Origin of the sequence: Rhodobacter sp. JA431 (assembly GCF_900217725.1) — a bacterium.
GTDB lineage: Bacteria > Pseudomonadota > Alphaproteobacteria > Rhodobacterales > Rhodobacteraceae > Rhodobacter > Rhodobacter aestuarii.
The window spans coordinates 118,469-138,859 of the sequence record NZ_OBMP01000002.1 but is presented as its reverse complement, the minus strand read 5'-3'; the positions used below and the strand labels follow the sequence as shown (position 1 = coordinate 138,859).

General features: G+C 60.1%; 23 protein-coding genes. 8 read left to right on the top strand and 15 right to left on the bottom strand.

Annotation, left to right across the window (positions count from 1 at the left end):
* Positions 1-166 precede the first annotated feature (166 nt).
* The 4 genes from CRO18_RS04335 (at position 167) to CRO18_RS04320 (ending at position 3,631) form a co-directional block, all read left to right on the top strand.
* Positions 167-1,168, top strand: a complete 1,002-nt coding sequence (locus tag CRO18_RS04335; RefSeq protein WP_097081203.1) for an ABC transporter substrate-binding protein — start codon at positions 167-169, stop codon at positions 1,166-1,168.
* A 77-nt stretch (positions 1,169-1,245) separates the two neighbouring features.
* The gene (locus tag CRO18_RS04330) at positions 1,246-2,157 is read left to right on the top strand and encodes a proline/glycine betaine ABC transporter permease (protein ID WP_097081202.1); all 912 of its coding nucleotides are present in this window, start codon (positions 1,246-1,248) and stop codon (positions 2,155-2,157) included.
* Entirely contained in the window at positions 2,150-3,250 is a 1,101-nt protein-coding gene (locus tag CRO18_RS04325) for a glycine betaine/L-proline ABC transporter ATP-binding protein (protein WP_097081201.1), read from the top strand. Before CRO18_RS04330 ends, CRO18_RS04325 begins: the two co-directional genes overlap by 8 nt.
* Positions 3,251-3,253: 3 nt before the next feature.
* Complete coding sequence (locus CRO18_RS04320) at positions 3,254-3,631, top strand: helix-turn-helix domain-containing protein (RefSeq protein WP_076483482.1); 378 nt, start codon at positions 3,254-3,256, stop codon at positions 3,629-3,631.
* Positions 3,632-3,714: 83 nt separating this feature from the next.
* Here CRO18_RS04320 and CRO18_RS04315 read toward each other — a convergent pair whose 3' ends face one another.
* The 3 genes from CRO18_RS04315 to CRO18_RS04305 are packed head-to-tail and all read right to left on the bottom strand — an operon-like array spanning position 3,715 to position 7,126.
* The gene (locus tag CRO18_RS04315; RefSeq protein WP_076483483.1) at positions 3,715-4,938 is read right to left on the bottom strand and encodes a multidrug effflux MFS transporter; all 1,224 of its coding nucleotides are present in this window, start codon (positions 4,936-4,938) and stop codon (positions 3,715-3,717) included.
* 29 nt (positions 4,939-4,967) lie between these two features.
* Complete coding sequence (locus CRO18_RS04310) at positions 4,968-5,594, bottom strand: DsbA family protein (RefSeq protein WP_097081200.1); 627 nt, start codon at positions 5,592-5,594, stop codon at positions 4,968-4,970.
* On the bottom strand, positions 5,591-7,126 hold the full coding sequence (locus CRO18_RS04305; protein ID WP_097081199.1) for a class I adenylate-forming enzyme family protein: 1,536 nt from the start codon (positions 7,124-7,126) through the stop codon (positions 5,591-5,593). The genes CRO18_RS04310 and CRO18_RS04305 overlap by 4 nt, the downstream gene beginning before the upstream one ends.
* 46 nt (positions 7,127-7,172) lie before the next feature.
* On the opposite strand from CRO18_RS04305, the gene CRO18_RS04300 reads away from it, so the two are divergent.
* Positions 7,173-7,796, top strand: coding sequence for a helix-turn-helix domain-containing protein (locus tag CRO18_RS04300; RefSeq protein WP_097081546.1), 624 nt, complete (start codon positions 7,173-7,175; stop codon positions 7,794-7,796).
* A gap of 43 nt (positions 7,797-7,839) precedes the next feature.
* Here the strand turns inward: CRO18_RS04300 and CRO18_RS04295 are convergent, their stop codons facing one another.
* From CRO18_RS04295 to CRO18_RS04285, 3 genes are all read right to left on the bottom strand, one after another.
* Positions 7,840-8,157: a hypothetical protein gene (locus CRO18_RS04295; RefSeq protein WP_076483486.1), complete on the bottom strand. Its 318-nt coding sequence runs from the start codon at positions 8,155-8,157 to the stop codon at positions 7,840-7,842.
* Positions 8,158-8,252: 95 nt separating this feature from the next.
* Positions 8,253-8,369, bottom strand: a complete 117-nt coding sequence (locus CRO18_RS04290) for a lipoprotein (RefSeq protein WP_097081198.1) — start codon at positions 8,367-8,369, stop codon at positions 8,253-8,255.
* A complete protein-coding gene (locus CRO18_RS04285; RefSeq protein WP_170952554.1) occupies positions 8,366-10,216 on the bottom strand; it encodes an extracellular solute-binding protein in 1,851 nt (616 codons plus the stop codon). Before CRO18_RS04285 ends, CRO18_RS04290 begins: the two co-directional genes overlap by 4 nt.
* Before the next feature lie 269 nt (positions 10,217-10,485).
* Between CRO18_RS04285 and CRO18_RS04280 the strand changes: the two genes are divergently transcribed.
* Positions 10,486-11,259, top strand: coding sequence for a 3-hydroxybutyrate dehydrogenase (locus tag CRO18_RS04280; RefSeq protein ID WP_097081196.1), 774 nt, complete (start codon positions 10,486-10,488; stop codon positions 11,257-11,259).
* A 54-nt stretch (positions 11,260-11,313) separates the two neighbouring features.
* Here CRO18_RS04280 and CRO18_RS04275 read toward each other — a convergent pair whose 3' ends face one another.
* The 3 genes from CRO18_RS04275 to CRO18_RS04265 form a co-directional block, all read right to left on the bottom strand.
* On the bottom strand, positions 11,314-12,063 hold the full coding sequence (locus tag CRO18_RS04275; RefSeq protein ID WP_083951874.1) for a DUF502 domain-containing protein: 750 nt from the start codon (positions 12,061-12,063) through the stop codon (positions 11,314-11,316).
* A 66-nt stretch (positions 12,064-12,129) separates the two neighbouring features.
* Positions 12,130-13,050: a pseudouridine-5'-phosphate glycosidase gene (locus tag CRO18_RS04270; protein ID WP_097081195.1), complete on the bottom strand. Its 921-nt coding sequence runs from the start codon at positions 13,048-13,050 to the stop codon at positions 12,130-12,132.
* Positions 13,047-13,943, bottom strand: coding sequence for a PfkB family carbohydrate kinase (locus tag CRO18_RS04265; RefSeq protein WP_097081194.1), 897 nt, complete (start codon positions 13,941-13,943; stop codon positions 13,047-13,049). The genes CRO18_RS04270 and CRO18_RS04265 overlap by 4 nt, the downstream gene beginning before the upstream one ends.
* A gap of 285 nt (positions 13,944-14,228) precedes the next feature.
* Here CRO18_RS04265 and rpsB point away from each other — a divergent pair, with 285 nt between their 5' ends.
* Complete coding sequence (gene rpsB, locus CRO18_RS04255) at positions 14,229-14,990, top strand: 30S ribosomal protein S2 (protein WP_076483491.1); 762 nt, start codon at positions 14,229-14,231, stop codon at positions 14,988-14,990.
* A gap of 97 nt (positions 14,991-15,087) precedes the next feature.
* The gene (tsf, locus tag CRO18_RS04250; protein ID WP_076483492.1) at positions 15,088-15,996 is read left to right on the top strand and encodes a translation elongation factor Ts; all 909 of its coding nucleotides are present in this window, start codon (positions 15,088-15,090) and stop codon (positions 15,994-15,996) included.
* A 341-nt stretch (positions 15,997-16,337) separates the two neighbouring features.
* Here the strand turns inward: tsf and CRO18_RS04245 are convergent, their stop codons facing one another.
* The 6 genes from CRO18_RS04245 to rpe form a co-directional block, all read right to left on the bottom strand.
* Positions 16,338-17,087, bottom strand: coding sequence for a LuxR family transcriptional regulator (locus CRO18_RS04245; RefSeq protein ID WP_076483493.1), 750 nt, complete (start codon positions 17,085-17,087; stop codon positions 16,338-16,340).
* Positions 17,088-17,267: 180 nt separating this feature from the next.
* Positions 17,268-17,708 (bottom strand): TIGR01244 family sulfur transferase, encoded by a 441-nt coding sequence (locus tag CRO18_RS04240; protein ID WP_097081192.1) that lies wholly within the window; start codon positions 17,706-17,708, stop codon positions 17,268-17,270.
* A gap of 61 nt (positions 17,709-17,769) precedes the next feature.
* Positions 17,770-18,453, bottom strand: a complete 684-nt coding sequence (locus tag CRO18_RS04235; RefSeq protein ID WP_097081191.1) for an HAD family hydrolase — start codon at positions 18,451-18,453, stop codon at positions 17,770-17,772.
* Positions 18,444-19,103: a phosphoglycolate phosphatase gene (gph, locus tag CRO18_RS04230; RefSeq protein ID WP_097081190.1), complete on the bottom strand. Its 660-nt coding sequence runs from the start codon at positions 19,101-19,103 to the stop codon at positions 18,444-18,446. Before gph ends, CRO18_RS04235 begins: the two co-directional genes overlap by 10 nt.
* A complete protein-coding gene (locus tag CRO18_RS04225) occupies positions 19,103-19,654 on the bottom strand; it encodes a thioredoxin family protein (RefSeq protein WP_076483497.1) in 552 nt (183 codons plus the stop codon). The genes gph and CRO18_RS04225 overlap by 1 nt, the downstream gene beginning before the upstream one ends.
* Before the next feature lie 15 nt (positions 19,655-19,669).
* Positions 19,670-20,356 (bottom strand): ribulose-phosphate 3-epimerase, encoded by a 687-nt coding sequence (gene rpe, locus CRO18_RS04220; protein WP_076483498.1) that lies wholly within the window; start codon positions 20,354-20,356, stop codon positions 19,670-19,672.
* Between the last annotated feature and the right edge of the window lie 35 nt (positions 20,357-20,391).

The window sequence follows — 20,391 nt, the reverse complement described above, 5'->3', positions numbered from 1 at the left end:
GTGAGCGTGCCTCTGCGCGCCTTGTGACCGGCCGCCCTTGTGGCCGGTTGTTTTGCGGCCCCGCGCCCCTTGGTGCTTGGGTGGGCCCAAAGAAATCAAACGGATTTCCGGCGCAAGCGGCGCGTCGGTCATCGTCGAGAACAGCCGCAAAGACAGGAGAAAGCCCATGACGAAGCGTTTCGCTTCTGCTTGGCTTGCCATGCCGCTCGCTGCTCTGGCCACTTCGGCCTGGGCCTCGGAGGAATGTGGCAACGTCAGTATCGCCGAAATGAACTGGGCCTCGGCGGGGGTCGCGGCACAGGTCGATAAAATCATTCTTGAACAGGGCTATGGCTGCTCGGTTGAGCTGGTGGCGGGTGACACCATGCCGACCTTTACCTCGATGAACGAGAAGGGCGAGCCGGATATGGCGCCCGAATTGTGGGTGAATGCTGTGCGCACGCCGCTGGATGCGGCTGTGGGTGAGGGCCGCTTGGTGATTGCGGCGGAAATTCTGGAAGACGGCGGCGTCGAAGGCTGGTGGATTCCGAAATATATTGCGGAAGCGCATCCGGAAATTGATAGCGTTCAGGCTGCGCTTGAACATCCTGAGTTGTTCCCTGCGCCGGAAGACCCTTCGGTCGGTGGCGTCTATAACTGCCCGTCGGGGTGGAACTGCCAGATTTCCACCGCGAACCTTTTTGCCGCGCTTGGGGCCGAGGACAAAGGCTTTGAGCTGATTGATACCGGCTCGGCTGCGGGGCTCGATGGCTCGATCGCCAATGCTTATGAGCGTGAGGCGGGGTGGCTTGGCTACTACTGGGCGCCGACCGCGATCTTGGGCAAATACGAGATGGTGCGTCTGTCCTTCGGCGTTGAAAACGACAAGGCCGAATGGGATGCCTGCACCGCAATTCCGGATTGCCCGGAGCCGAAAGTGAACTCCTATCCAGTGTCAGATGTGTTTACCGTCGTGACCAAGGAGTTTGCGGATAAAGCTGGCGTTGCAATGGATTACGTGGCGAAGCGCAAGTGGTCGAACGACACTGTCGGCAAGATCCTTGCGTGGATGGACGAAAACCAAGGCACCAACGAGGATGCGGCCTACCACTTCCTCGAAACCATGCCTGAGCTTTGGAAAACCTGGGTGCCGGAAGACGTCGCCCAACGTGTTTCTGACGCGCTGTAAAAGCAGCTTGAGACTGTCGGCCGGGCCCTTGTTGGGGCCCGGTTGATCCTCCCAAAAGAAAAATAGAAAGGAACGGGATGGCCTCTGGTTGTTGGAGCTTACCCGATGCCCTGTGCCACTTTCCGTCGCTGGAAAGCAGCACATTGCGCACGATGCGCAAAACCGTTGACGGGGGGTTTCGTGACCTCGTCCGAACCTATTCCGACTGGATTGATGCCGCGACTGCGCCGCTGCAGGTGGCGCTGAACACGCTCGAAGATGCGTTCACCAACACGCCGTGGATCGTGGTGCTGGTGGTGCTTTTGGCGCTCGTTTGGGGGGCCTCACGCGATTGGCGCATTGTGGTCGGCACCACGCTTGCGATGCTGATGATCGGCTGGATGGACCTGTGGGATGACACGATGGTCACGCTGGCCATGGTCTCGGTCTGCACCGCAATCGCGGTGGTGATCGGTCTGCCGATCGGCATTATCGCGGCCCGCTCGGACCGGATGCAGAAGATCGTCAACCCCGTGCTTGATGTGATGCAAACGCTGCCAAGCTTCGTTTACCTGATTCCGGTTGTGGTGATCTTTGGTATCGGCAAAGTGCCGGGCATGATCGCCGTGGTGATTTATGCCGTGCCGCCGATGATCCGCCTTACCAATTTGGGCATTCGCATGGTCGATTCCGAGGTGCTCGAAGCCGCCGAGGCCTTTGGCTCGTCGGCGTGGCAAAAGCTGTGGAATGTGCAACTGCCGCTCGCGCTGCCCGCGCTGATGACCGGGGTGAACCAAACCATCATGATGTCGCTCTCGATGGTGGTTGTCGCCTCGATGGTGGGCGTTGGGGGCTTGGGTAAGAACGTGTTGCAAGCGATCAACAACCAGTTCTTCACGATGGGCTTCCTGAACGGCTTTGCGCTGGTGGCGATTGCGATCGTGTTTGACCGTGCCTCTCAGGCCTTTGGCCACCGTCTACAAAAACACCGCGAGGTGCGCCATGACTGATCAAACCGTCACTATCGCGGACGAGGACGACAGCGTCCCCGCCGGACCCGGTATCGAAATCAAGAACCTTTACAAGATCTTCGGGCCTGATCCTAAACGCTGGATCGGCGAAGTGAAAAAGGGGATGAGCAAAGAAGAGCTCAACCGAAAGCACGGCCATGTGCTGGGGTTGACCGATATTTCGCTCTCGATGCCGCCGGGCAAAATCACCGTGATCATGGGGCTTTCAGGCTCGGGCAAATCGACGCTCATTCGCCATGTGAACGGGCTGATCGCGCCCACGGCGGGCGAAATCATCTGCGATGATGCCGATGTCTGTCAAATGACCGAGCAAGAGCTGCGGCATTTCCGCCGGGCGCGCACGGCAATGGTGTTCCAAAAGTTCGCGCTTTTGCCGCACCGCGCCGTGCTAGAAAACACCTGCTACGGGCTCGATATTCAAGGCGTGCCGCGTGCCAAATCCGAACCTGAGGCGCGCCGCTGGATCGACCGTGTCGGGCTCAAGGGGTTTGAAGACAATTACCCCTCGCAGCTTTCGGGCGGGATGCAGCAACGCGTGGGGCTTGCGCGTGCGCTCACGACCGATGCCGATATCCTCTTGATGGACGAGGCGTTTTCTGCTCTGGATCCGCTGATCCGTCTGGATATGCAGGCGGTGCTGCTGGAGCTGCAGGAAGAGTTGCAGAAGACCATCGTCTTCATCACCCACGACCTTGACGAGGCGCTTCGCCTTGGCGATCGGATTGCGATCTTGCGAGATGGGCGGCTCGAACAGGTCGGTACAGGCCAGCAGATCGTGCAAAACCCTGCGAATGACTATGTCACGGCCTTCGTGCGCGAAGTGAACCGGGGCAGGGTGCTGCAAGCTGCCACAGTTGCACGGCCTCTTCCCGAGAGTAACCTTCCAGATATGAAGCTGTCTGGGAAACTTGTTCTCGAAGAGGCTGCCCGTCGGATGATTTCCGCCGGTGCATCTGAGGCTTTGGTGGTGGGGGCACGGAATAACCCGCGTGGCGTGCTGAATGTGTCGGACGTTCTGGCCGCTATGGTGCAACCCACCGAAACGACTTCTTCTCAACCGAAGGGAGGTTAGAGAATGGACGCGGAAGATCCCGATCATTGGTTTGACGAGGCGGTGGCCACGTTTGGGGACCGGCTGTCTGCGGCGCGTGATGCCGCAATGCACAGCCGCGCCTCGCTGGCCGAAAAACTGGGCGTGGCGCCCGATATCTATGACAGCTGGGAGGATGACTCGGCGATGCCGCGCGCCAACCAGATCCAGATGTTGTCGGGCATGCTGGGGGTGTCGCTCGCTTGGCTGCTGACAGGCGAAGGCCCGGGCATTCCGGCGCCGCATGATGCGGCCCAAGCCGAGGCAGAATTGGAACGTCTGACCGAAGACTTGCATGCGACGCAAGCCCGGATGGAACAACTTGAAGAGCGCGTCCGTCAGATGATGCTGCGCCTTGAGTGAGTTCTAAAAAGTTTCGTGTTTAATACGTATTACGGCGCGGTCCTTAACTGGATCGCGCCGTTTTTCTTTCGTGCCGTGTGGGCTTAGCTCGGGTCGTCGGTGTAACCCATAATCAGGAACGCCAGCCCCGAACAGGTGAGCGTCGCAATCACCAAAGGCAGCGGTGTGCCGTTGAACATCAGCCCAATCGGCACCGCAATCACCACCGCGCCAACGGTCGAAATCGCGGAGACGACCGAGGCCGTCATTCCTGCCAAATGCCCCATATGTTGCATCGCCAGCGCGTTCAGGTTGCCAAAGGTGATCCCCGCCATCATGAAGACGGTGATCGACCAGAAAAACAGGAACACAAAGCCCGTGGGCGGGTTCACGGCCCCGGTCAGGATCAAGATCAGCATCGTGGCAGAAGAGCCCACTTGCAGCAAATAGGCCCCGCGCACGATCCGCTTCATGCCAAGCCGCATCACGAAAAACGCGTTGAACGCATTGCCGGTGCCGGCAATCACCGCCATCAGCGCAAACCAACGCGGGAAGCTTTCGACCACGTCAAAAGCGGCAAAGATCTGCTGCGCACTCGAAAGCATGGCGAACATCTGCCCAAAGCCGAGCGTCAGCACCAAGATGTAAAGCCGCACCTCGCGGTTGCCCAAAACCTCTTTCGCCCCTGCAAGCAAATAGGTCGGGTGCAGCGGGCGGCGTTTGTCTTTCGCAAGCGTTTCGGGTTGGCGCAGGCTCAGCCATGTGAGGCCAATGATCGCGAATAGGATGAAGGCGTAAAAGACGCCGCGCCATCCGGCAAAACCGATGATCATCTGCCCGGCCGAGGGGGCGAGCGCGGGCACCAAAATGAAAACCATCATGATAAAGGCCGTGACCTTTGCCATTTCGCGCCCGGCAAACAAATCGCGCACTAAAGCCATCGGCACAATGCGCGGGGCGGCGGCGCCAAAACCTTGTAAAAACCGTGCCGCTAGAAGCACTTCGAGGCTTTGTGCCTGTGCGCCGATAAAGGCACCAATGATGAAAAACACCGCCCCAATCAGCAGCGTGGGCTTGCGGCCGATGGCGTCCGAAAGCGGCCCCGTCAGGAAGGTGCCGACCCCCATGCCCGCCACGAAAGCGGTCAGCACAAGTTGCGCACGGTTCACCGCCTCGGGGCTAAGTGACTGCGCAATTTCGGGCAGTGCGGGCAGCATCGCATCAATGGAAAAGGCGACGGTGGCGGCCAAAAGCGCCATCATCGCGGTAAATTCCCAAACGGGCAGGCGGCGGATTTCTGTTTCCGCCGCGGGTGTTTTGTCAGTCATTTTGAGCCTTTCGGGCGGGCTGAGCCGGATCAGGCGGCGGAGATTTCGTCAATGACGTTTTGCCAGAATTCCGTGCTCTGTGCACCCGTCACAACATGCTGATTGGCGATGATAAAGCTCGGCACGGCAGTAATACCACGTTCGCGGGCATGCGCTTCGCGGCTCGCCACGGTATCGGCATCGGCCTCTGAGTCCAGCAGCCGCGCGATCAACGAACCATCAAGCCCGGCTTGGGTGGCGATGTCTGCCAACACCTCGGGGGCGCCAATATCGCGCCCCTCGCGCCAATAGGCGCGCATCAGCGCCGCCATCACCGGGCTTTGCCGCCCCTCGATCCCCGCCCAATGCAAAAGCCGCTGCGCATCGCGAGTGTTGGGCATGCGGGTGATCGCGGGCAGGTTCATCGCCACCCCCGTCGCCTGTGCTGCCTCGATTATCGGAACGTCCACGCGCTTCGCTTCGGCCGGGCCGAACCGCGCAATCAACCATGCGCCCCGGTCCATCCCTTCGGGCGGCAGGCTTGGGTTGATTTGGAACGGATGCCATTCAATCGCAAAAGGATGATTGGGGCGTGTCTCTAGCGCGCGGTCCAGATAGGTTTTGCCAAGGTAACAAAACGGGCAGGTCGGATCGGCAAAAATATCAAGCGTGATCATTTGGTTGCGCCCCGTGGTTCAAGTTCTGGCCAGCTGTTGCGCAGGCTTTTGCGGTCGATCTTTCCATTGCGATTGTGCGGCAATTGGTCGAAGTGTTGTAAGATCCGAGGTTGCTTGTAACGCGCCAGATGCGCGCTTGCATGGGCGGCCAAATCCTCGGCGCTGGCCGTGCCAGTATAGGCCAAGGCGATGAGCGATGTCTCTTCCGAGATCCGCAATTCCACCGCCGCAACCTCGCCCGCATCCGCGCAGGTGGTCATTGTGGCCTCCACTTCAAGCGGGCTGACGCGGAAGCCCCCGGCATTCATCATATCATCATCGCGGCCCTGATAGGCGATCGCGCCTTCGGGCGTCATCCGTACCATATCGCCGGTGCGGAACCATTGGCCATCTTCGGTGAATTTGGCGCGGGCTTCGGCCTCGGCGCTCACATAGGTCAGGAACAGGCCCGGGTCGCTGTGATGCACCGCCAATTCGCCGGGCGCGCCGCGCGGGACGGGCGCGCCATCCTCGGCCAAAACGGCGATATGGCGGCCCGGTTGCGGCCAGCCCATTGCGCCTGCGGGGGCGGGATGGTCAGGGCAAGACGAGATGAAGGTCGAGCATTCCGACATGCCAAGCGCTTCATAAATCGCCGTGCCTGTTGCCTCTGCCCAATGGGCGCGGGTCAGCGCAGGCAGCGCTTCCCCCGCACTCAATCCGTGCCGCAATTTGGGCAGGTCGAGCTTTGGGTGTTGCTTCAACATCTGCCGGTAAACACCTGGCACGCCTGCAAAGATCGTCGCATCAAACCGCTTGAGCAACAATGGCAATGTAGCAGGTGCAACGCCATCGGCCGGGATCAGCGCTGTGGCCCCAACCGACCACGGATCCATCAATCCGGTGCCCAAAGTATAGGTCCAGTTGAAGGCGCCCGCGTGCAAAAGCCGATCAGTTTCGTCCAAACCATACCAGCCCGCATGCATCATCTGCCGCGCCCAAATTGCGCGATGCGCATGGGCCACCGCGCGGGCGGTGCCAGAGGTGCCGGAGGTGAAAACGATATAGGCGAGCTCATCGGGCGCGCCCATCCGATAATCGCACCGCGGCAGCGCCTCATAGCCACGCAGCTCCGCCTCGGGGATGATCTTGGTGGCGCGCGTGGGCAGCGCAATCCCTTCGCCTGCAATCACCGCCGCCGGGGTAATTTGCGCGGCCATCTTGGTGATCTCTTCTTCCGTCAACTGCGCCGAGGTCGGTACCGGCACGAGCCCCGCCGCGATTGCCCCCAAAAAGGCCACCGGAAATTCGGGCGTGTTGCCGAGCCGCAAAAGTACCCGGTCCCCGGGCAGAAGCCCCGCTCGCAACAGGCCCGTGCCCGCGCCGCGCACGGCTGCGGCAAGGCGGCCGTAAGACCAGCGCTCGGCCCCTGTGGGGCGCAAGATTTGCAGCGCAGATTTCTCGGCTAGCCGGTCGGCATGGGCGAGCACATGGGCTGCCATGTTGAAGGCAGCCGGCGGAGCGGGGAAAGAGGATACATGGACAGACAGCATGCCCCCTGCTACGCCGCGAGAGGATGTGTTGCAAGCGGAGGGCGCGATGGGAGAACGAGGCGAGACACGGCTCATTCGTATCGCGCGCGAAAACGGGGCGGAGGAACGCGCCGAGCCGGTCGATTTGGGCCATCGGCTTCGGGAATTGCGCCGCGCGCGCGGCTGGACGTTGGAGCGTGCTGCAAGCGCCACGGGGCTGGCCCGCTCGACCCTTTCCAAGATCGAAAACGGCCAGATGTCGCCCACCTATGATGTGCTGCGCAAGCTTGCCGAAGGGCTAGAAATCACGGTGCCGCAATTGTTTACCCCGCCCGCGCAGGCTGATGCGACGGGGCGGATTTTGGTGACCAAGGCGGGCGAAGGGCTGACGCATCCGACCACGACCTATGAGCATGAATTGCTCGCCGCAGGGATCAAACCGAAGAAAATGCTGCCGTATCGCGCGCGCATCCGTGCCCGCAGCTTTGAGGAATTCGCGGGGTGGGTGCGCCATGACGGCGAAGAATTTTTGCTGGTTTTGACCGGGATCGTGCGGCTTTTCACCGAATTTCATGAACCTGTCGACCTGCGCCGCGGTGACAGTGCTTATTACGATGCGACGATGGGCCACAATCTGATTTCGGTCAGCACAGAGGATGCGACGGTGCTTTGGGTCACTTCGCTCGAATGAGGCATAAGCGCGCAAAACCAAAGCCTTGCGCGCCGATATTCATTTAACTGTCATCGCCAAAACGGGAATCATCGTCATATTCATCCTCGCCGTCGGGGACGTATTTCTGGCTCAGCGCGATCGAGTGATTGTCGTGACGCGGGTCCATCACAACATCCGAGGGAAGCTCGCCCGTAAGCCATTCGCGAATTTCCGCGCGCGCCTCTTCGGGCTCTTGCTCGGTGATTTGCGTGATATAGGCGATAAAGGCGCGCTGATCGCCGTCAATCTCGTCAAGCTCGGCTTCTTCGGCCTCAGGCCAGCGGTCGATGATAGCCTCGTAAAACGCGGGCCAATTTTCCTGAACATGATGCCATTTCATGGCTCTCTCCTTGATCGCACGGCCTTCGGACAGGCCGATCTTGCGCCGTAAAACGCGGCGTGAAAAGGGAAATCAGTGGGGGCGCTGCGCGGTTTCTAGAACCAGCTTTGCACCGTGCGCGCCCCGCCCGAGACATCGTCACCGATGCCTGCAACGGTGTTGCATCCGGTGAGTGTGAGCGCCATTGCGGCCAAAAGGATCAATCTTTTCATTGCTCTGCCTCAATCCACCAAGCATCGGGCGTTACGCCCGGCCAATCTCCGTATAGCGGAACAACCGTGGGGCTGTGAAGGTTCCGCGTATGGGCCACGCGCGAAACCGGCGAAAACCAAACCGGAATGACATAGCGCCCGGCGGTCAAGACACGGTCGAGCGCGCGCACCGCTGCGGTGAAATCATCCGTGTCGCGCGCATCGAGCATCGCGGCAATCATCGCCTCAGCGGCCGGGGAGTTCATGCCCATAAGATTGCGTGAACCGGGTTCTGTGACGCCTTGCGATCCCCAATAAAGATATTGCTCATTGCCTGGCGACAGCGAGGTTGCGACCCAAAACCATGTCATATCAAAGTCATAGCCATTTTTGCGGGCCTGAAATTGGGCATCATCCACCACTGTGATGGTTGGGAAGATGCCCAAGGGGCGCAACGCTTCCACATAGATATCAACGATGGTTTGCGCCTCTGAGCCTTGTGGCAGCACAATTTCAAAGGTGAAGGGGGCGCCTTCGCCGTTTTTCAGCACGCCTGCAGCATCCGCCTCCCAACCCGCCTCGGCCAACAGCTTTAACGCGGCGCGGGCATTGCGACGGTTTGATAGTGAACCATCAGATGCAGGGAAGGTATAACCTTCAACCGTTCCGGGGAAAAGTTCAGCCTTAAAGGGTTCAAGCAAAGCCGCGACTTTTCCGCTGGCGGGGCCGGGTTGCAGGGCGAGCGGTGAATTGCCAAAGTAAGAGGAAATGCGCGGTTCCACACCCCCTGTCAGCGTCGTGTTGATGAATTCAAAGTTGAAAGCGCGGATCAGTGCCTCGCGCACGCGCCAATCGGCAAAAATCGGTTTGCGCGTGTTCATCACCAGCCCTTTGATGCCAGAAGGCGTCGCGCGGGGAATTTCCTCTTTAACGACAAGGCCTTCGAGCATGGCCGGGAAGGTGTAATCGCGCGCCCATTTGACCGGGTTCCCTTCGCGATAAAGGTCCAGATCGCCGGCCTTAAACGCCTCAAACATCGCGTTCGAGTCGCCAAAATAGTCCCACCGCAGCGTGTCGATGTTCTGTAGCCCTTGCGTCAGGGGCAGATCTTTGGCCCACCAATCGGCGTTGCGTTTAAGTGTGATCACACGGCCCATATCGACGCGCTCAATCACGTAAGGCCCAGACCCGACCGGGATCATCTGCGTTTCTGTTGCAAAATCATGGCCTTGCCACTGCGCTTTTTCCAGAACCGGGCGCAGCCCCATGATCAGCGCCAATTCCCGGTTTTGTTCTGAAAAGGTGATGCGCAGGCTACGTTCGCCGGTTTGTTCGATCTTGGCGACTTTGCCCCACGCATTTTGGTAGCGCGGCGCGCCCGCGGTGCCGAGTGTTTCATATGACCAGATCACATCTTCGACCGTGACCGGGGCACCATCGGAAAAGCGCGCCTCGGGGCGGAGCGTAAACTCGACCCAAGTCCGCTCGGGGTCTGTTGTGACGCTTTCGGCCAAAAGCCCGTAAAGCGTGAACGGCTCGTCATAGCTGCGCAGCATCAGCGACTCGGTCACATAGCTGGAAATGCCCTGCGCGGGCCGCCCGGCCAAAACCCAGGGGTTGAGCGAATCGAAGCTGCCGGTTTCGCCCATCCGCAAAGTGCCGCCCTTCGGCGCTTGCGGGTTGGCGTAGGGCAGATGGGGGAAACCTTCGGGCAAGGCAGGGGTGCCATACATGGCGATACCATGGGTGATTCCCGCGCCGGGACCGATTCCCTGCGCGGGCTCAGCCTGCGCGCCAAGGCTTGCGAGAATCGGTGATACGGCCAGAGTTAGCGCACTCAGCCGGTGGAAAAAGACCGATCCCCTCATCGCAACAATCCTTGTTTTCCTGTGTTTTCAGCGCTCAAGCTAACCTGACCCGGGGGCAGAGGCAAACTTTTCCCTTGGAACTGAGGCCCGGCAGGATTATAAAGGTCTCACTGCTCGATAGGTTTCTTGCCTGTATGAAACCTGCCTCATGACTTGACGCCCGCCTTGCGCGGGCGTCTTTTTTTATGCCTGAAGGCTGGCAAACCATTGCGCGACGCCGCGCCCGGGTTACTTCTTCCTCAACGGATTTTAGAAATGGGGAGAGAAGAATGAGCCTGAAGGGCAAGACGGCGATCATCACCGGGTCGAATTCTGGCATTGGTTTGGGGGTCGCACGCGAATTGGCGCGAGCGGGCGCGGATGTGGTGCTCAATTCCTTCACCGATCGCGAAGAGGATCATGCGCTCGCGGCCGAGATCGGCAAAGAGTTTGGCGTGACCGCGCGCTACATCAAGGCGGATATGTCGAGGGGCGCAGAATGCCGCGCGCTGATCGAACAAGCCGGGCGCTGCGACATTTTGGTCAACAATGCGGGGATCCAACATGTTGCCGCTGTTGATGAATTTCCTGTCGAGAAATGGGATGCGATTATTGCGATCAACCTGTCTTCCGCCTTTCACACCACCGCTGCCGCGCTGCCGATGATGCGCAAAGCGGGCTGGGGCCGGGTGGTCAATATCGCCTCGGCGCATGGGCTGACGGCCTCGCCCTTTAAATCCGCCTATGTCGCGGCGAAACACGGGGTGGTGGGCTTTACCAAAACCGTTGCGCTGGAAACGGCGGAAGAGCCGATCACCTGCAATGCGATCTGCCCGGGCTATGTGCTGACGCCCTTGGTGGAGGCGCAAATCCCCGATCAGATGAAGGTGCATGACATGGATCGGGAGACGGTAATCCGTGAGGTGATGCTGACGCGCCAACCCTCCAAAGAATTCGCCACAGTCGAGCAATTGGGCGGCACGACGGTGTTTCTGTGCTCCGATGCGGCGGCGCAAATTACCGGCACGACGATCTCAGTCGATGGTGGCTGGACCGCGCTTTAAGATCCAAAAAGGGGGCCGAAAGGCCCCCTGGTTACGACGGTGATCGCGCGGGCTTTAGGCCGCTTCCGTGTCTTTTGACGGCTTGATCACGATCTTCTTTTCTGTTTTCCAACCAAGGCGTTGCTCGACGATCTTCTTATCACTCGGATAGACAAGACCCGCCGAAATCACCAGTTTCGCGGCATCTTCCACGCTCATGTCGAGATAGGTGATTTCGCTTTCCGGCACGAAGAGCAAAAAGCCCGAGGTCGGGTTGGGCGTGGTCGGCAAAAACACGGAAACGAGTGGGTCGCCCTCATCTCCGGTCGCGGCCACCTCACCCTTGGCTTTCGACGATACAAAGGCAATCGCGCGCAGCCCTTTTCGCGGATATTCAATGATGCAGGCGCGGTCGAATTTGGTCTCCCCGGTGCTCAGCACGGTTTCCGCGATTTGCTTCACGCCATTGTAGATCGAGCGCACAATCGGCGTGCGGTCCACCAGCCCTTCGCCAAAGCGAATGATGGCGCGGCCAATGAAGTTGCGGGCCAAGGCCCCGACAATCAGCGTGAAGAGCAAGAAGATCAGCACACCCACGCCACGCAGGTTGGTGCCAACATAGGTTTCAGGTTGCAGATGCGCCGGAATGAAGGGCAGCACCCAGCCATCCACCATGCCCGCAATGGTCCACATCAGCCACAGCGTCAGCGCGATGGGGGCCAGCACCACAAGCCCGGTCAGAAAAGAGGCACGCAAGCCCGCCAAGAAGCCCTTTTTATGCGGGGGCAGGTCAGGCTGCGGAAGGGGTTCGTTCGGTTGGGTCATCTTTGATCCAAAAAAGGAGGGGCGCTGCCTATGAGTTAGGCAGCCGTTTGCGCAAACGCAATGCGCTCATCTGCGGGCATCGGCGATTTCACGCGCAATTGCGCTCGCCAGACGGGCATTGTTCAGAACAAGGGCAATATTCGCCGCCAAAGACCGTCCTTCGGTCAGCGCGTAAATCCGCGCGAGCAGGAAGGGCGTGACCTCTTTGGCAGCGATGCCTTGCGCGGTGGCGTCCGCCAGCGCGCCTTCAATCGCGGGAACAATCTCTTCGCGCGGAATTTCAGCCTCGGTTGGGATCGGGTTTGCCACCAATTGCCCGCCGTGCAGGCCAAGCTTGGCCCGCATGAGATGGGCGGCTGCAATCTCGGCGGCGCTGTCGGCGCGTAGCGGCGCTTTCAGCCCCGATTGGCGTGACCAAAAGGCGGGCAGTTCGTCTTGCCCGTAGGCGATCACCGGCACGCCATTGGTTTCCAGCACTTCAAGCGTTTTGGGCAGGTCCAAAATCGCCTTCGCGCCCGCGGCCACCACGGTGACCGGGGTCAGGCCCAGCTCGGCCAGATCGGCAGAGATATCAAAGCTGTCTTCCGCGCCACGATGCACGCCGCCAATCCCGCCCGTGGCAAAGACCGAAATCCCCGCCAGATGCGCGCAGATCATCGTTGCGGCAACCGTGGTGGCCCCGGTTTTTCCCGCCGCCAAACAAAACGCCAAATCGGCGCGCGAGAGCTTCATTGCATCAGGCGTTTGCGCCAGTTTTTCAAGCTCTTGCGGGGTGAGGCCAATGTGAATTTGTCCGCCCATAATGGCAATAGTCGCAGGCGTGGCGCCCGCCGCGCGCACCTCTGCCTCGACCTGTTTGGCGGTTTCGTAGTTTTGCGGCCAAGGCATGCCGTGGGTGATGATCGTGCTTTCAAGCGCCACAACGGGCGCGCCATTATCAAGTGCGCTGCGGACCTCGGGCGCGAAGGTGAGGGGGAGGGGCGTCATCTGTGTTTATCTCCGGAAACGTAGCGGGCGGCGGCATCCAAGGCGCGGTCCAAGGCGTCGGGGCGGGGCGCGCCCTGACGTTCGGCCACTATATGGGCTGCCATGAAAGTATCGCCAGCGCCTGTCACGCGGGTGACAAGCACAGGCGGCGGGGTGGCGCTCAGCACGCCGTGATCTTTTTGGCCATCGGCGGCGGCTTGGCCGCCATTGGTCACCAAAACACGCTGCGCCCCGCGCGCCAAAAGCGCCTCGGCCGCGGCCTCTGCACCCTCAAAATCTTGCTGGCACAGAATCCCGGCCTCTTCGCAATTGACATAGAGCGTTGTCCCCGGGTGGGCGAGCAAGGGGGCCAAGCGATCGGCCTTGCCGGGGCTTGCGGGGGCAACGCGCAGATCGGCCTGCGCAAAAAGCGGCGAACGCGCGATTTCGGCAAGCAAATGCTGCGTGAGGTTGCCATCCAGCGCCACCAGCCCCGCCCAAGGCGTGCCCGCATCGCCCAAGCGGCCATCGTCGAGCGGGCGCAGGATCTTGTCGCCTGCCGCCTCAAGGCTATGGGCATCGGCCACCGCCGCAATCAGCCCATTCGCCCCCTCAATCGCCATGTATCGGTCTGTCGGGAGGTCATCGGAGCGGTAGAGGTAGCCGCAATCAATCCCCATCAGTTCTGCGGCATGGATCAAGTCATCGCCCGGCGCATCACGGCCGATTGCCGTCAATATGGCGGGGCGCAGGCCAAAGCGGGTGAGCGTCATGGCAATATTCATCGCCACACCGCCGGGAAGCCGGGTGATCCGTCCCGGCACATCAGAGCCTGCGCGCATGTGATAGGGCGCACGGCCAATGATGTCCCACAAAACGGAGCCGATACAAAGAATGTCTGGATGCGTGGTCATACCCTTTGGTGCGATGGATGCGCGCGCGGCGCAAGAGCGCATCTGGAGCTTGCCTTCCAAAACCCTTAAAGCGTGCCGCACGCGCCCGCTTCAAACCCTGCGAAACGCCTATTTCAAAGGAAAGTCGCGCAAATTGGGGCAGGGGGCTTGCCATAGCTTTGGCAATGCCCTAAAGGGCGCTCACTTCACAGGCGGAGGCGGGCCAGCGGCGGGAGACATCCCCGTTTGGTCCACCGGTTGGGGGCAACCCTGAATTCCTCCGCTCAGGCGCAAACCGGAAAGGAAATGGACATGGCGCTTCCTGATTTCTCGATGCGTCAGCTCTTGGAAGCTGGCGTTCACTATGGTCACCAAACCCAACGTTGGAACCCGCGTATGGCGGAGTTCATCTATGGCGACCGTAACGGCATCCACATCATCGACCTGACGCAAACCGTCCCGATGCTGGACGCCGCGCTCAACGTGGTGCGTGAAACCGTTGCCAAAGGCGGCCGTGTTCTGTTCGTTGGCACCAAGCGTCAGGCGTCGAAAGCCGTCGCCGAAGCCGCTGAAAAATGCGCGCAATACTACATGAACCACCGCTGGCTCGGTGGCACGCTGACGAACTGGAAAACCGTTTCCCAGTCGATCGCGCGTCTTAAGCACATTGACGAAGTGATGGCGTCGGGCGCTGAAGGCCTGACCAAGAAAGAGCGTCTGGGCATGGAACGCGAGCAGGCCAAACTGCAAGCGTCGCTCGGCGGCATCCGCGAAATGGGCGGCCTGCCGGACCTGCTCTTCGTCATCGACGTGAACAAAGAAGACCTCGCCATTGCCGAAGCGCAAAAGCTGGGCATCCCGGTTGTGGCCGTGGTTGACACCAACTGCTCGCCCAAAGGCGTGGATTACGTGATCCCGGGCAACGACGACGCGGCCCGCGCTATCGCGCTCTACTGCGACCTCGTTTCGCGCGCTGCCCTTGACGGCATGACCGCGCAAATGGGCGCTGCCGGTGTGGACCTTGGCGCGCTTGAAGAAGCGCCCGCCGAAGAAGCCGCCGAGGCCTGATTTTGCGCAGCGTGGGCCCGAAGCTCGGGCCCCGCGTCACGCAATTGACATCGGGCGGGGGTAACCCCGCCCTCACCCAATTCAGAGGAGAAATCCCATGGCGATCACCGCTGCGATGGTGAAAGAGCTGCGCGACACCACTGGCGCCGGCATGATGGATGCGAAAAAAGCGCTCACCGAGACCGACGGCAACATGGAAGCCGCGATCGACTGGCTGCGCACCAAAGGTCTGGCGAAAGCCGCAAAGAAAGCCGACCGTGTGGCCGCTGAAGGTCTGGTCGGTGTGGCCGTTTCGACCGGCCGTGGCGTTGCCATCGAGATCAACTCGGAAACTGACTTCGTTGCGAAAAACGACGACTTCCAAGCGCTCGTGCGCGATGTCGCCAAAGTGGCGCTGGAAACCGGTGAATCGGTCGAAGTGGTGAAAGCCGCTGCGCTCAACGGCAAAACCGTTGACGAAGTGATCGGTGAAGCGATCGCCCGTATCGGCGAAAACATGACCTTCCGCCGTCTGCACGTGCTCGAAGGCGACACCATCGTTTCCTACGTCCACAACGCTGCCGCGCCCGAAATGGGCAAAATCGGCGTGCTCGTGGCGCTGAAAGGCGATGCGGCGAAAGCGGCTGAAGTTGGCAAGCAAATCGCCATGCACATCGCCGCCACCGCGCCGATGGCGCTGGACGAGTCGAGCCTCGATCAAGACGTGGTTGCGCGCGAGCTGAAAGTGCAGACCGAAAAAGCGCTGGAAGAAAACGCCACCGCCGCGAAGCCGAAGCCCGAGCAAGTGATCCACAACAACATCATCCCGGGCCGGATGAAGAAATTCCTGGAAGAAGTGACCCTTCTGAACCAGAAATTCGTCATCAACCCGGACATTACCGTGGCGCAAGCCGCGACCGAAGCGGGTGTGGAAATCACCGGCTTTGCGCGTCTGGCCGTGGGTGAAGGCGTTGAGAAAAAAGAAGAAGACTTCGCCGCCGAAGTGGCGAAAATGGCTGGCGTGTAAGCCTCAGATTCTTCAAGGCAAAGGCGCCGCCCTTCGGGGCGGCGTTTTTCTTTGGCACAACGCCCAAATGTTTGCTGCGGGCTTTGTGAACCAAATTCCTGTCAGGAAATAAAAAACGACCCGGAACAGCGAATATAAGCTGCCCGGGCCGTTCCGGAAAACCGGTTTGAGTTTCGCCGGATCAATCTTCGACTACGCTCATGTTCCTGGCCGAAGCCACCACTCACGGAACTCCTACACTAAACCCAATTTTTGCTGCGCTGGCGAGTATGGAATACCATACCTTTACCATTTTGTCGCAGGTCGCGGATGGGCGTAAACCTGCCGTGAATGGCTAAGTCTCAGTATTTTGTGAGAAAAAGCTGCTTTTGTAACGCGGCTTTCAGCACCGCTTGCGCGGTGGTTTCGACCTCCAGCGTCTCGCGCGCGAGCCGCAAGTGCTTTTCGACGGTGGCCTGAGTCACCCCCATGATCTGCGCAATATCGGCTGTTGTTTTGCCGTCGCTCACCCATTCGAGCACTTCGCGCTGGCGCGCGGTGAGGGGGCGCCGCTGCGCCGGGAACGGTAGGGAACTGATCTTGAGATGCAGCACCGAATTGAGCACCCAAAGTTCGCGCCCATGTTCATTCCAGATCGCATCGACCTCGTCTTGGCTCAACCCCGGGCGTGCGCATAGCCCAATCGCGCCTTTCGCACGTGTCGAAGTGTCTGGAAAACCAATGGAATAGCCCGCCAGCACCTCAAAGCGCTGGTTTAGTGCAATCACCTTTTTCTCTTCGTCGCTGAGCAGGCCAGCGCTTGCGCGTTCGGCCACCAGCCGCCACGATTGGGCGCCGTTTGATTCCGCTGCCCATTTGACCATCGGCGCCTGCGAGAACAGCTTATCGCCCAAAAAGGCCTTGAGATATTCTGGGTCGTGATTGGAGAGAACGAGGGTGTCATCAAGGTTGCCCTCGATGTGCGGCGTCCGAAACCGGGTGAAGCCGTAGATGAGGCGGTCGAAGCCAAAGCTGGCCATCCGATCGCAGTGGAGCGACCAGAGCCCGGCGATATCTTCCACCGCAAGCAGGTTTTCTAGGTGCCCAAGCATTGCGTGATTTAGTCTGTAGAGTGGTTGGTAACAGGACTGTGACACGCACCTGACATGTCGGCAAGAAAAAGCGGTGCTAAACCGCCTCGTCCGGTCACTTAGTCGCACAAACCTATAAGTTTAGTGTATCTTATGTGTCGGTTGAAGTGCTTTCCAAAACAACACCTTGCACGATGATCTTTACGTAAACTTCGCGCGGGACGCCGCTTTGCCGCGTAGGAGGGGCAGCAGCGCAGAATGGTCATAACCGGCCTGTGCGGCAGCCTGCAGAATCTCTTCGGTAGGGCGCAGACCCGCTTGCGACAGCGCCCAAAGATGTGATGACCGCGTGCCAGAGCGGCACCACGCCAGAACCGGCATCTCGGCCCCCTCTAGCGCGCTTTCAAACCCGTCCACCAAATCTTGAGTCAAAAGACCCGGCTCATAGGGCAAAAAGACATAGCGCAGACCGGCCGCTTCTGCCGCAGCTTGAAATGCCTCATGCTGTAGGGCGACGGGCACTTCATCATCGGGTCGATTGTTGATCAGCGTGCGAAAGCCCAGTTCTGCGGCTTTTGCCACATCTTCAAGCTCGATTTGGGGGGCCACCGCGAAATCGGGCGCCAGATACCGTAGATCCATCACCATCCTGCCTCGTTATCGCGTCAAAATGGCGCAGACGGGCCGCAGATGCAAGGGCGGCTCAGGGCAGATCGGGGATGTCTTGGAGTGACGCTTGCGTGAGGTCCGCGCGCAACCAATCGGCGGCGGTAAAATCATCGCCCGTGGTATAGGCCGAGGGGGTGAGCACCACGCGCAACCCCGCCGCTTTCGCCGAAGCCAGACCGGCGCGGCTGTCTTCAAAGGCAATGCACGCTTCGGGCGGCAGGCTCAGCAGATCAAGCGCGCGCAGGTAAACATCGGGCGCGGGTTTCTTTTGCGCCACCTCATCGCCCGCAGCCACCACTTCAAAGACCGCTGTCGTCGGTTTGCCAAATGTCGCATGGATCAGCGCATCGACATTGGCGCGGGTGGTGGTGGTGGCAATCGCCACGCGCAGCCCCGCCGCATGGGCGCGGGCGATCAAGTCTTGCACACCGGGCAAAAGCGGCACCGCGCCAGAGGCGATGATCTCGACATAACGCGCGGTTTTGGCTTTGTGCAGATCGGCAATTTCGGCGTCAGACGGGCCGCTGCCAACGCTGGCGCGATGCTTGGCCATCCGTTCCTTGCCGCCCGTGGTGCGCAGAAGTTCGCGGTAATCTTCCCGGCTCCAATGCCAGTCGAGCCCATGCGCGGCGAAGGTCTCGTTAAAGGCTTGGCGGTGCACCTCTTCGGTTTCCGCCAAAGTGCCATCGACATCAAAGATCAGCGCTTTCAGGGGCATGAGAGCTTCTCAATAATGCCGTGAAGCATTTTGAAATCATTGAAGCTTACGGTGTGCGGCATGTCGTGCACCGGGGTTTTGCGATAGCCTTCAGTGTAAAGCACAAAGGGCAGGCCCGCGTTTTGCGCGGTCTCGGCATCGACTTCGCTATCGCCCAGATAGACGGCTTGTTGAGCTCCCAAACGGCGCTGCGCTTCGTGCACCATTTCCGGGTCGGGCTTGCGGGTGGGCAGGCTATCGCCGCCCAGCACAAGATCGAACATGTCCTCCAAGCCCACATGCGCAATGGCGGCAAGCGCGGGGGCGAGCGGCTTGTTGGTGGTGACGGCCATTTTATAGCCCTCTGCCTTGAGCGTTTCGAGCGCCTCGCGCACCCCGGGGTAAAGTGTGTTGCCCTCCACCTCGGTCTCATAGCGTTTTACCAGCTCGGCATAAATCTCATCAAAAAGCGGCCCGTCCGGGTCTTGCCCCGCGCTTTGCAACAGGCAGCGCACCAGATGCGGCGCGCCTTTGCCGACATAGCCGCGCACTTCATCCACGCCGAGCGCGGGGTAGCCGCGTTCCACCAGAACCGCATTTGAAACGCTATGGATCGCGGGAACAGAGTCGATCAGCGTGCCATCAAGGTCAAAAATCAGGGCTGGGCGCATCAGCTTTTCCATTTGATCGAGCAGCCCATCGCGGGCACTTGTTCGCGCGGGCCTTGGCCTGTCGCGGCGACCATTTGCATCGCCTCATAAAGCTCGCGTTTCGCATCTGCCGGGGCCGGGTTTCGGCCAGAGGCATCCAGTCGCCCACGGTATTGAAGCTCATAATCAGCGTTAAAGCCAAAGAAATCCGGTGTGCAGATCGCATCGTAAGCCTTTGCGACGGCTTGGCTTTCATCATGTAGATAGGGGAATTTGAAGCCGCGGGCTTGCGCCATTTCCACCATTTTATCGAACCCATCCTCGGGATAGGTTTCCGCGTCGTTTGAACAGATGGCCGCCACGCCGATCCCTTGCTCCATCAGCGCCTCAGCCTCGGGTTGAAGCCGGTCCAGCACCGCCAGAACATAGGGGCAGTGGTTACAGATAAACATGATCAGCGTGCCTTTCGGCCCGCCGATCTCGTCAAGTGTCCAAAGCTTGCCATTGGTATCGGGCAGGGTGAAGCGCGGGGCTTTCCAACCGAAATCGCAGATGGGGGCGTGGACGGCCATGCTGTTCTCCTTGGCTTAGAGCGCGGCAGTCGCGGCCGCGCGGATCGCGGCGATGTTGGCACCATAAACCTCGGGCGTCGAGACCGAGCCGCCTTTGAAGACGGCAGAGCCCGCCACAAAGACATCGGCCCCGGCAGCGGCCATCAACGGCGCGGTTTTCGGGTCCATGCCGCCATCAATCTCAATATGCACCGGACGATCGCCAATCATCGCGCGCAGCTTGCGCACCTTGGCGGTCATGTCGATGTATTTTTGGCCACCAAAACCGGGGTTCACGGTCATGATGCAGACAAGGTCGGTGATGTCGAGAATATGCTCGATCGCCTCAATCGGGGTGCCGGGGTTCACTGCGACGCCCGATTTCATGCCAGCGGCGCGAATGGCCTGCATGGTGCGGTGAATATGCGGGCCCGCTTCGACATGGGCCGTCAGCACATCGGCGCCGGCCTGAGCATAGGCGTCGATGTAGCTGTCGACGGGCGAAATCATCAGGTGCACATCCATCACGGTTTTGACGTGCTTGCGGAAGGCGGCCACGGCGGGCGGGCCAAAGGTGAGGTTCGGCACGAAATGGCCGTCCATCACATCCACATGCACCCAATCGGCGCCTTGCGCCTCAATCGCCTGAATTTCACGGCCAAAATCGGCGAAATCAGCCGAGAGGATCGACGGCGCGATCTTGATGGAACGGTCGAAGGTCATGTCGGTTCTCCAAAAGGGATGGGGCGGGGGCTTCC

Coding starts and splice junctions, on each gene's coding strand:
- CRO18_RS04335 (WP_097081203.1), top strand. CDS start 167: ATGACGAAGCGTTTCGCTTCTGCTTGGCTTGCCATGCCGCTCGCTGCT.
- CRO18_RS04330 (WP_097081202.1), top strand. CDS start 1,246: ATGGCCTCTGGTTGTTGGAGCTTACCCGATGCCCTGTGCCACTTTCCG.
- CRO18_RS04325 (WP_097081201.1), top strand. CDS start 2,150: ATGACTGATCAAACCGTCACTATCGCGGACGAGGACGACAGCGTCCCC.
- CRO18_RS04320 (WP_076483482.1), top strand. CDS start 3,254: ATGGACGCGGAAGATCCCGATCATTGGTTTGACGAGGCGGTGGCCACG.
- CRO18_RS04315 (WP_076483483.1), bottom strand. CDS start 4,938: ATGACTGACAAAACACCCGCGGCGGAAACAGAAATCCGCCGCCTGCCC.
- CRO18_RS04310 (WP_097081200.1), bottom strand. CDS start 5,594: ATGATCACGCTTGATATTTTTGCCGATCCGACCTGCCCGTTTTGTTAC.
- CRO18_RS04305 (WP_097081199.1), bottom strand. CDS start 7,126: ATGCTGTCTGTCCATGTATCCTCTTTCCCCGCTCCGCCGGCTGCCTTC.
- CRO18_RS04300 (WP_097081546.1), top strand. CDS start 7,173: ATGGGAGAACGAGGCGAGACACGGCTCATTCGTATCGCGCGCGAAAAC.
- CRO18_RS04295 (WP_076483486.1), bottom strand. CDS start 8,157: ATGAAATGGCATCATGTTCAGGAAAATTGGCCCGCGTTTTACGAGGCT.
- CRO18_RS04290 (WP_097081198.1), bottom strand. CDS start 8,369: ATGAAAAGATTGATCCTTTTGGCCGCAATGGCGCTCACACTCACCGGA.
- CRO18_RS04285 (WP_170952554.1), bottom strand. CDS start 10,216: ATGAGGGGATCGGTCTTTTTCCACCGGCTGAGTGCGCTAACTCTGGCC.
- CRO18_RS04280 (WP_097081196.1), top strand. CDS start 10,486: ATGAGCCTGAAGGGCAAGACGGCGATCATCACCGGGTCGAATTCTGGC.
- CRO18_RS04275 (WP_083951874.1), bottom strand. CDS start 12,063: ATGACCCAACCGAACGAACCCCTTCCGCAGCCTGACCTGCCCCCGCAT.
- CRO18_RS04270 (WP_097081195.1), bottom strand. CDS start 13,050: ATGACGCCCCTCCCCCTCACCTTCGCGCCCGAGGTCCGCAGCGCACTT.
- CRO18_RS04265 (WP_097081194.1), bottom strand. CDS start 13,943: ATGACCACGCATCCAGACATTCTTTGTATCGGCTCCGTTTTGTGGGAC.
- rpsB (WP_076483491.1), top strand. CDS start 14,229: ATGGACATGGCGCTTCCTGATTTCTCGATGCGTCAGCTCTTGGAAGCT.
- tsf (WP_076483492.1), top strand. CDS start 15,088: ATGGCGATCACCGCTGCGATGGTGAAAGAGCTGCGCGACACCACTGGC.
- CRO18_RS04245 (WP_076483493.1), bottom strand. CDS start 17,087: ATGCTTGGGCACCTAGAAAACCTGCTTGCGGTGGAAGATATCGCCGGG.
- CRO18_RS04240 (WP_097081192.1), bottom strand. CDS start 17,708: ATGGATCTACGGTATCTGGCGCCCGATTTCGCGGTGGCCCCCCAAATC.
- CRO18_RS04235 (WP_097081191.1), bottom strand. CDS start 18,453: ATGCCCCTGAAAGCGCTGATCTTTGATGTCGATGGCACTTTGGCGGAA.
- gph (WP_097081190.1), bottom strand. CDS start 19,103: ATGCGCCCAGCCCTGATTTTTGACCTTGATGGCACGCTGATCGACTCT.
- CRO18_RS04225 (WP_076483497.1), bottom strand. CDS start 19,654: ATGGCCGTCCACGCCCCCATCTGCGATTTCGGTTGGAAAGCCCCGCGC.
- rpe (WP_076483498.1), bottom strand. CDS start 20,356: ATGACCTTCGACCGTTCCATCAAGATCGCGCCGTCGATCCTCTCGGCT.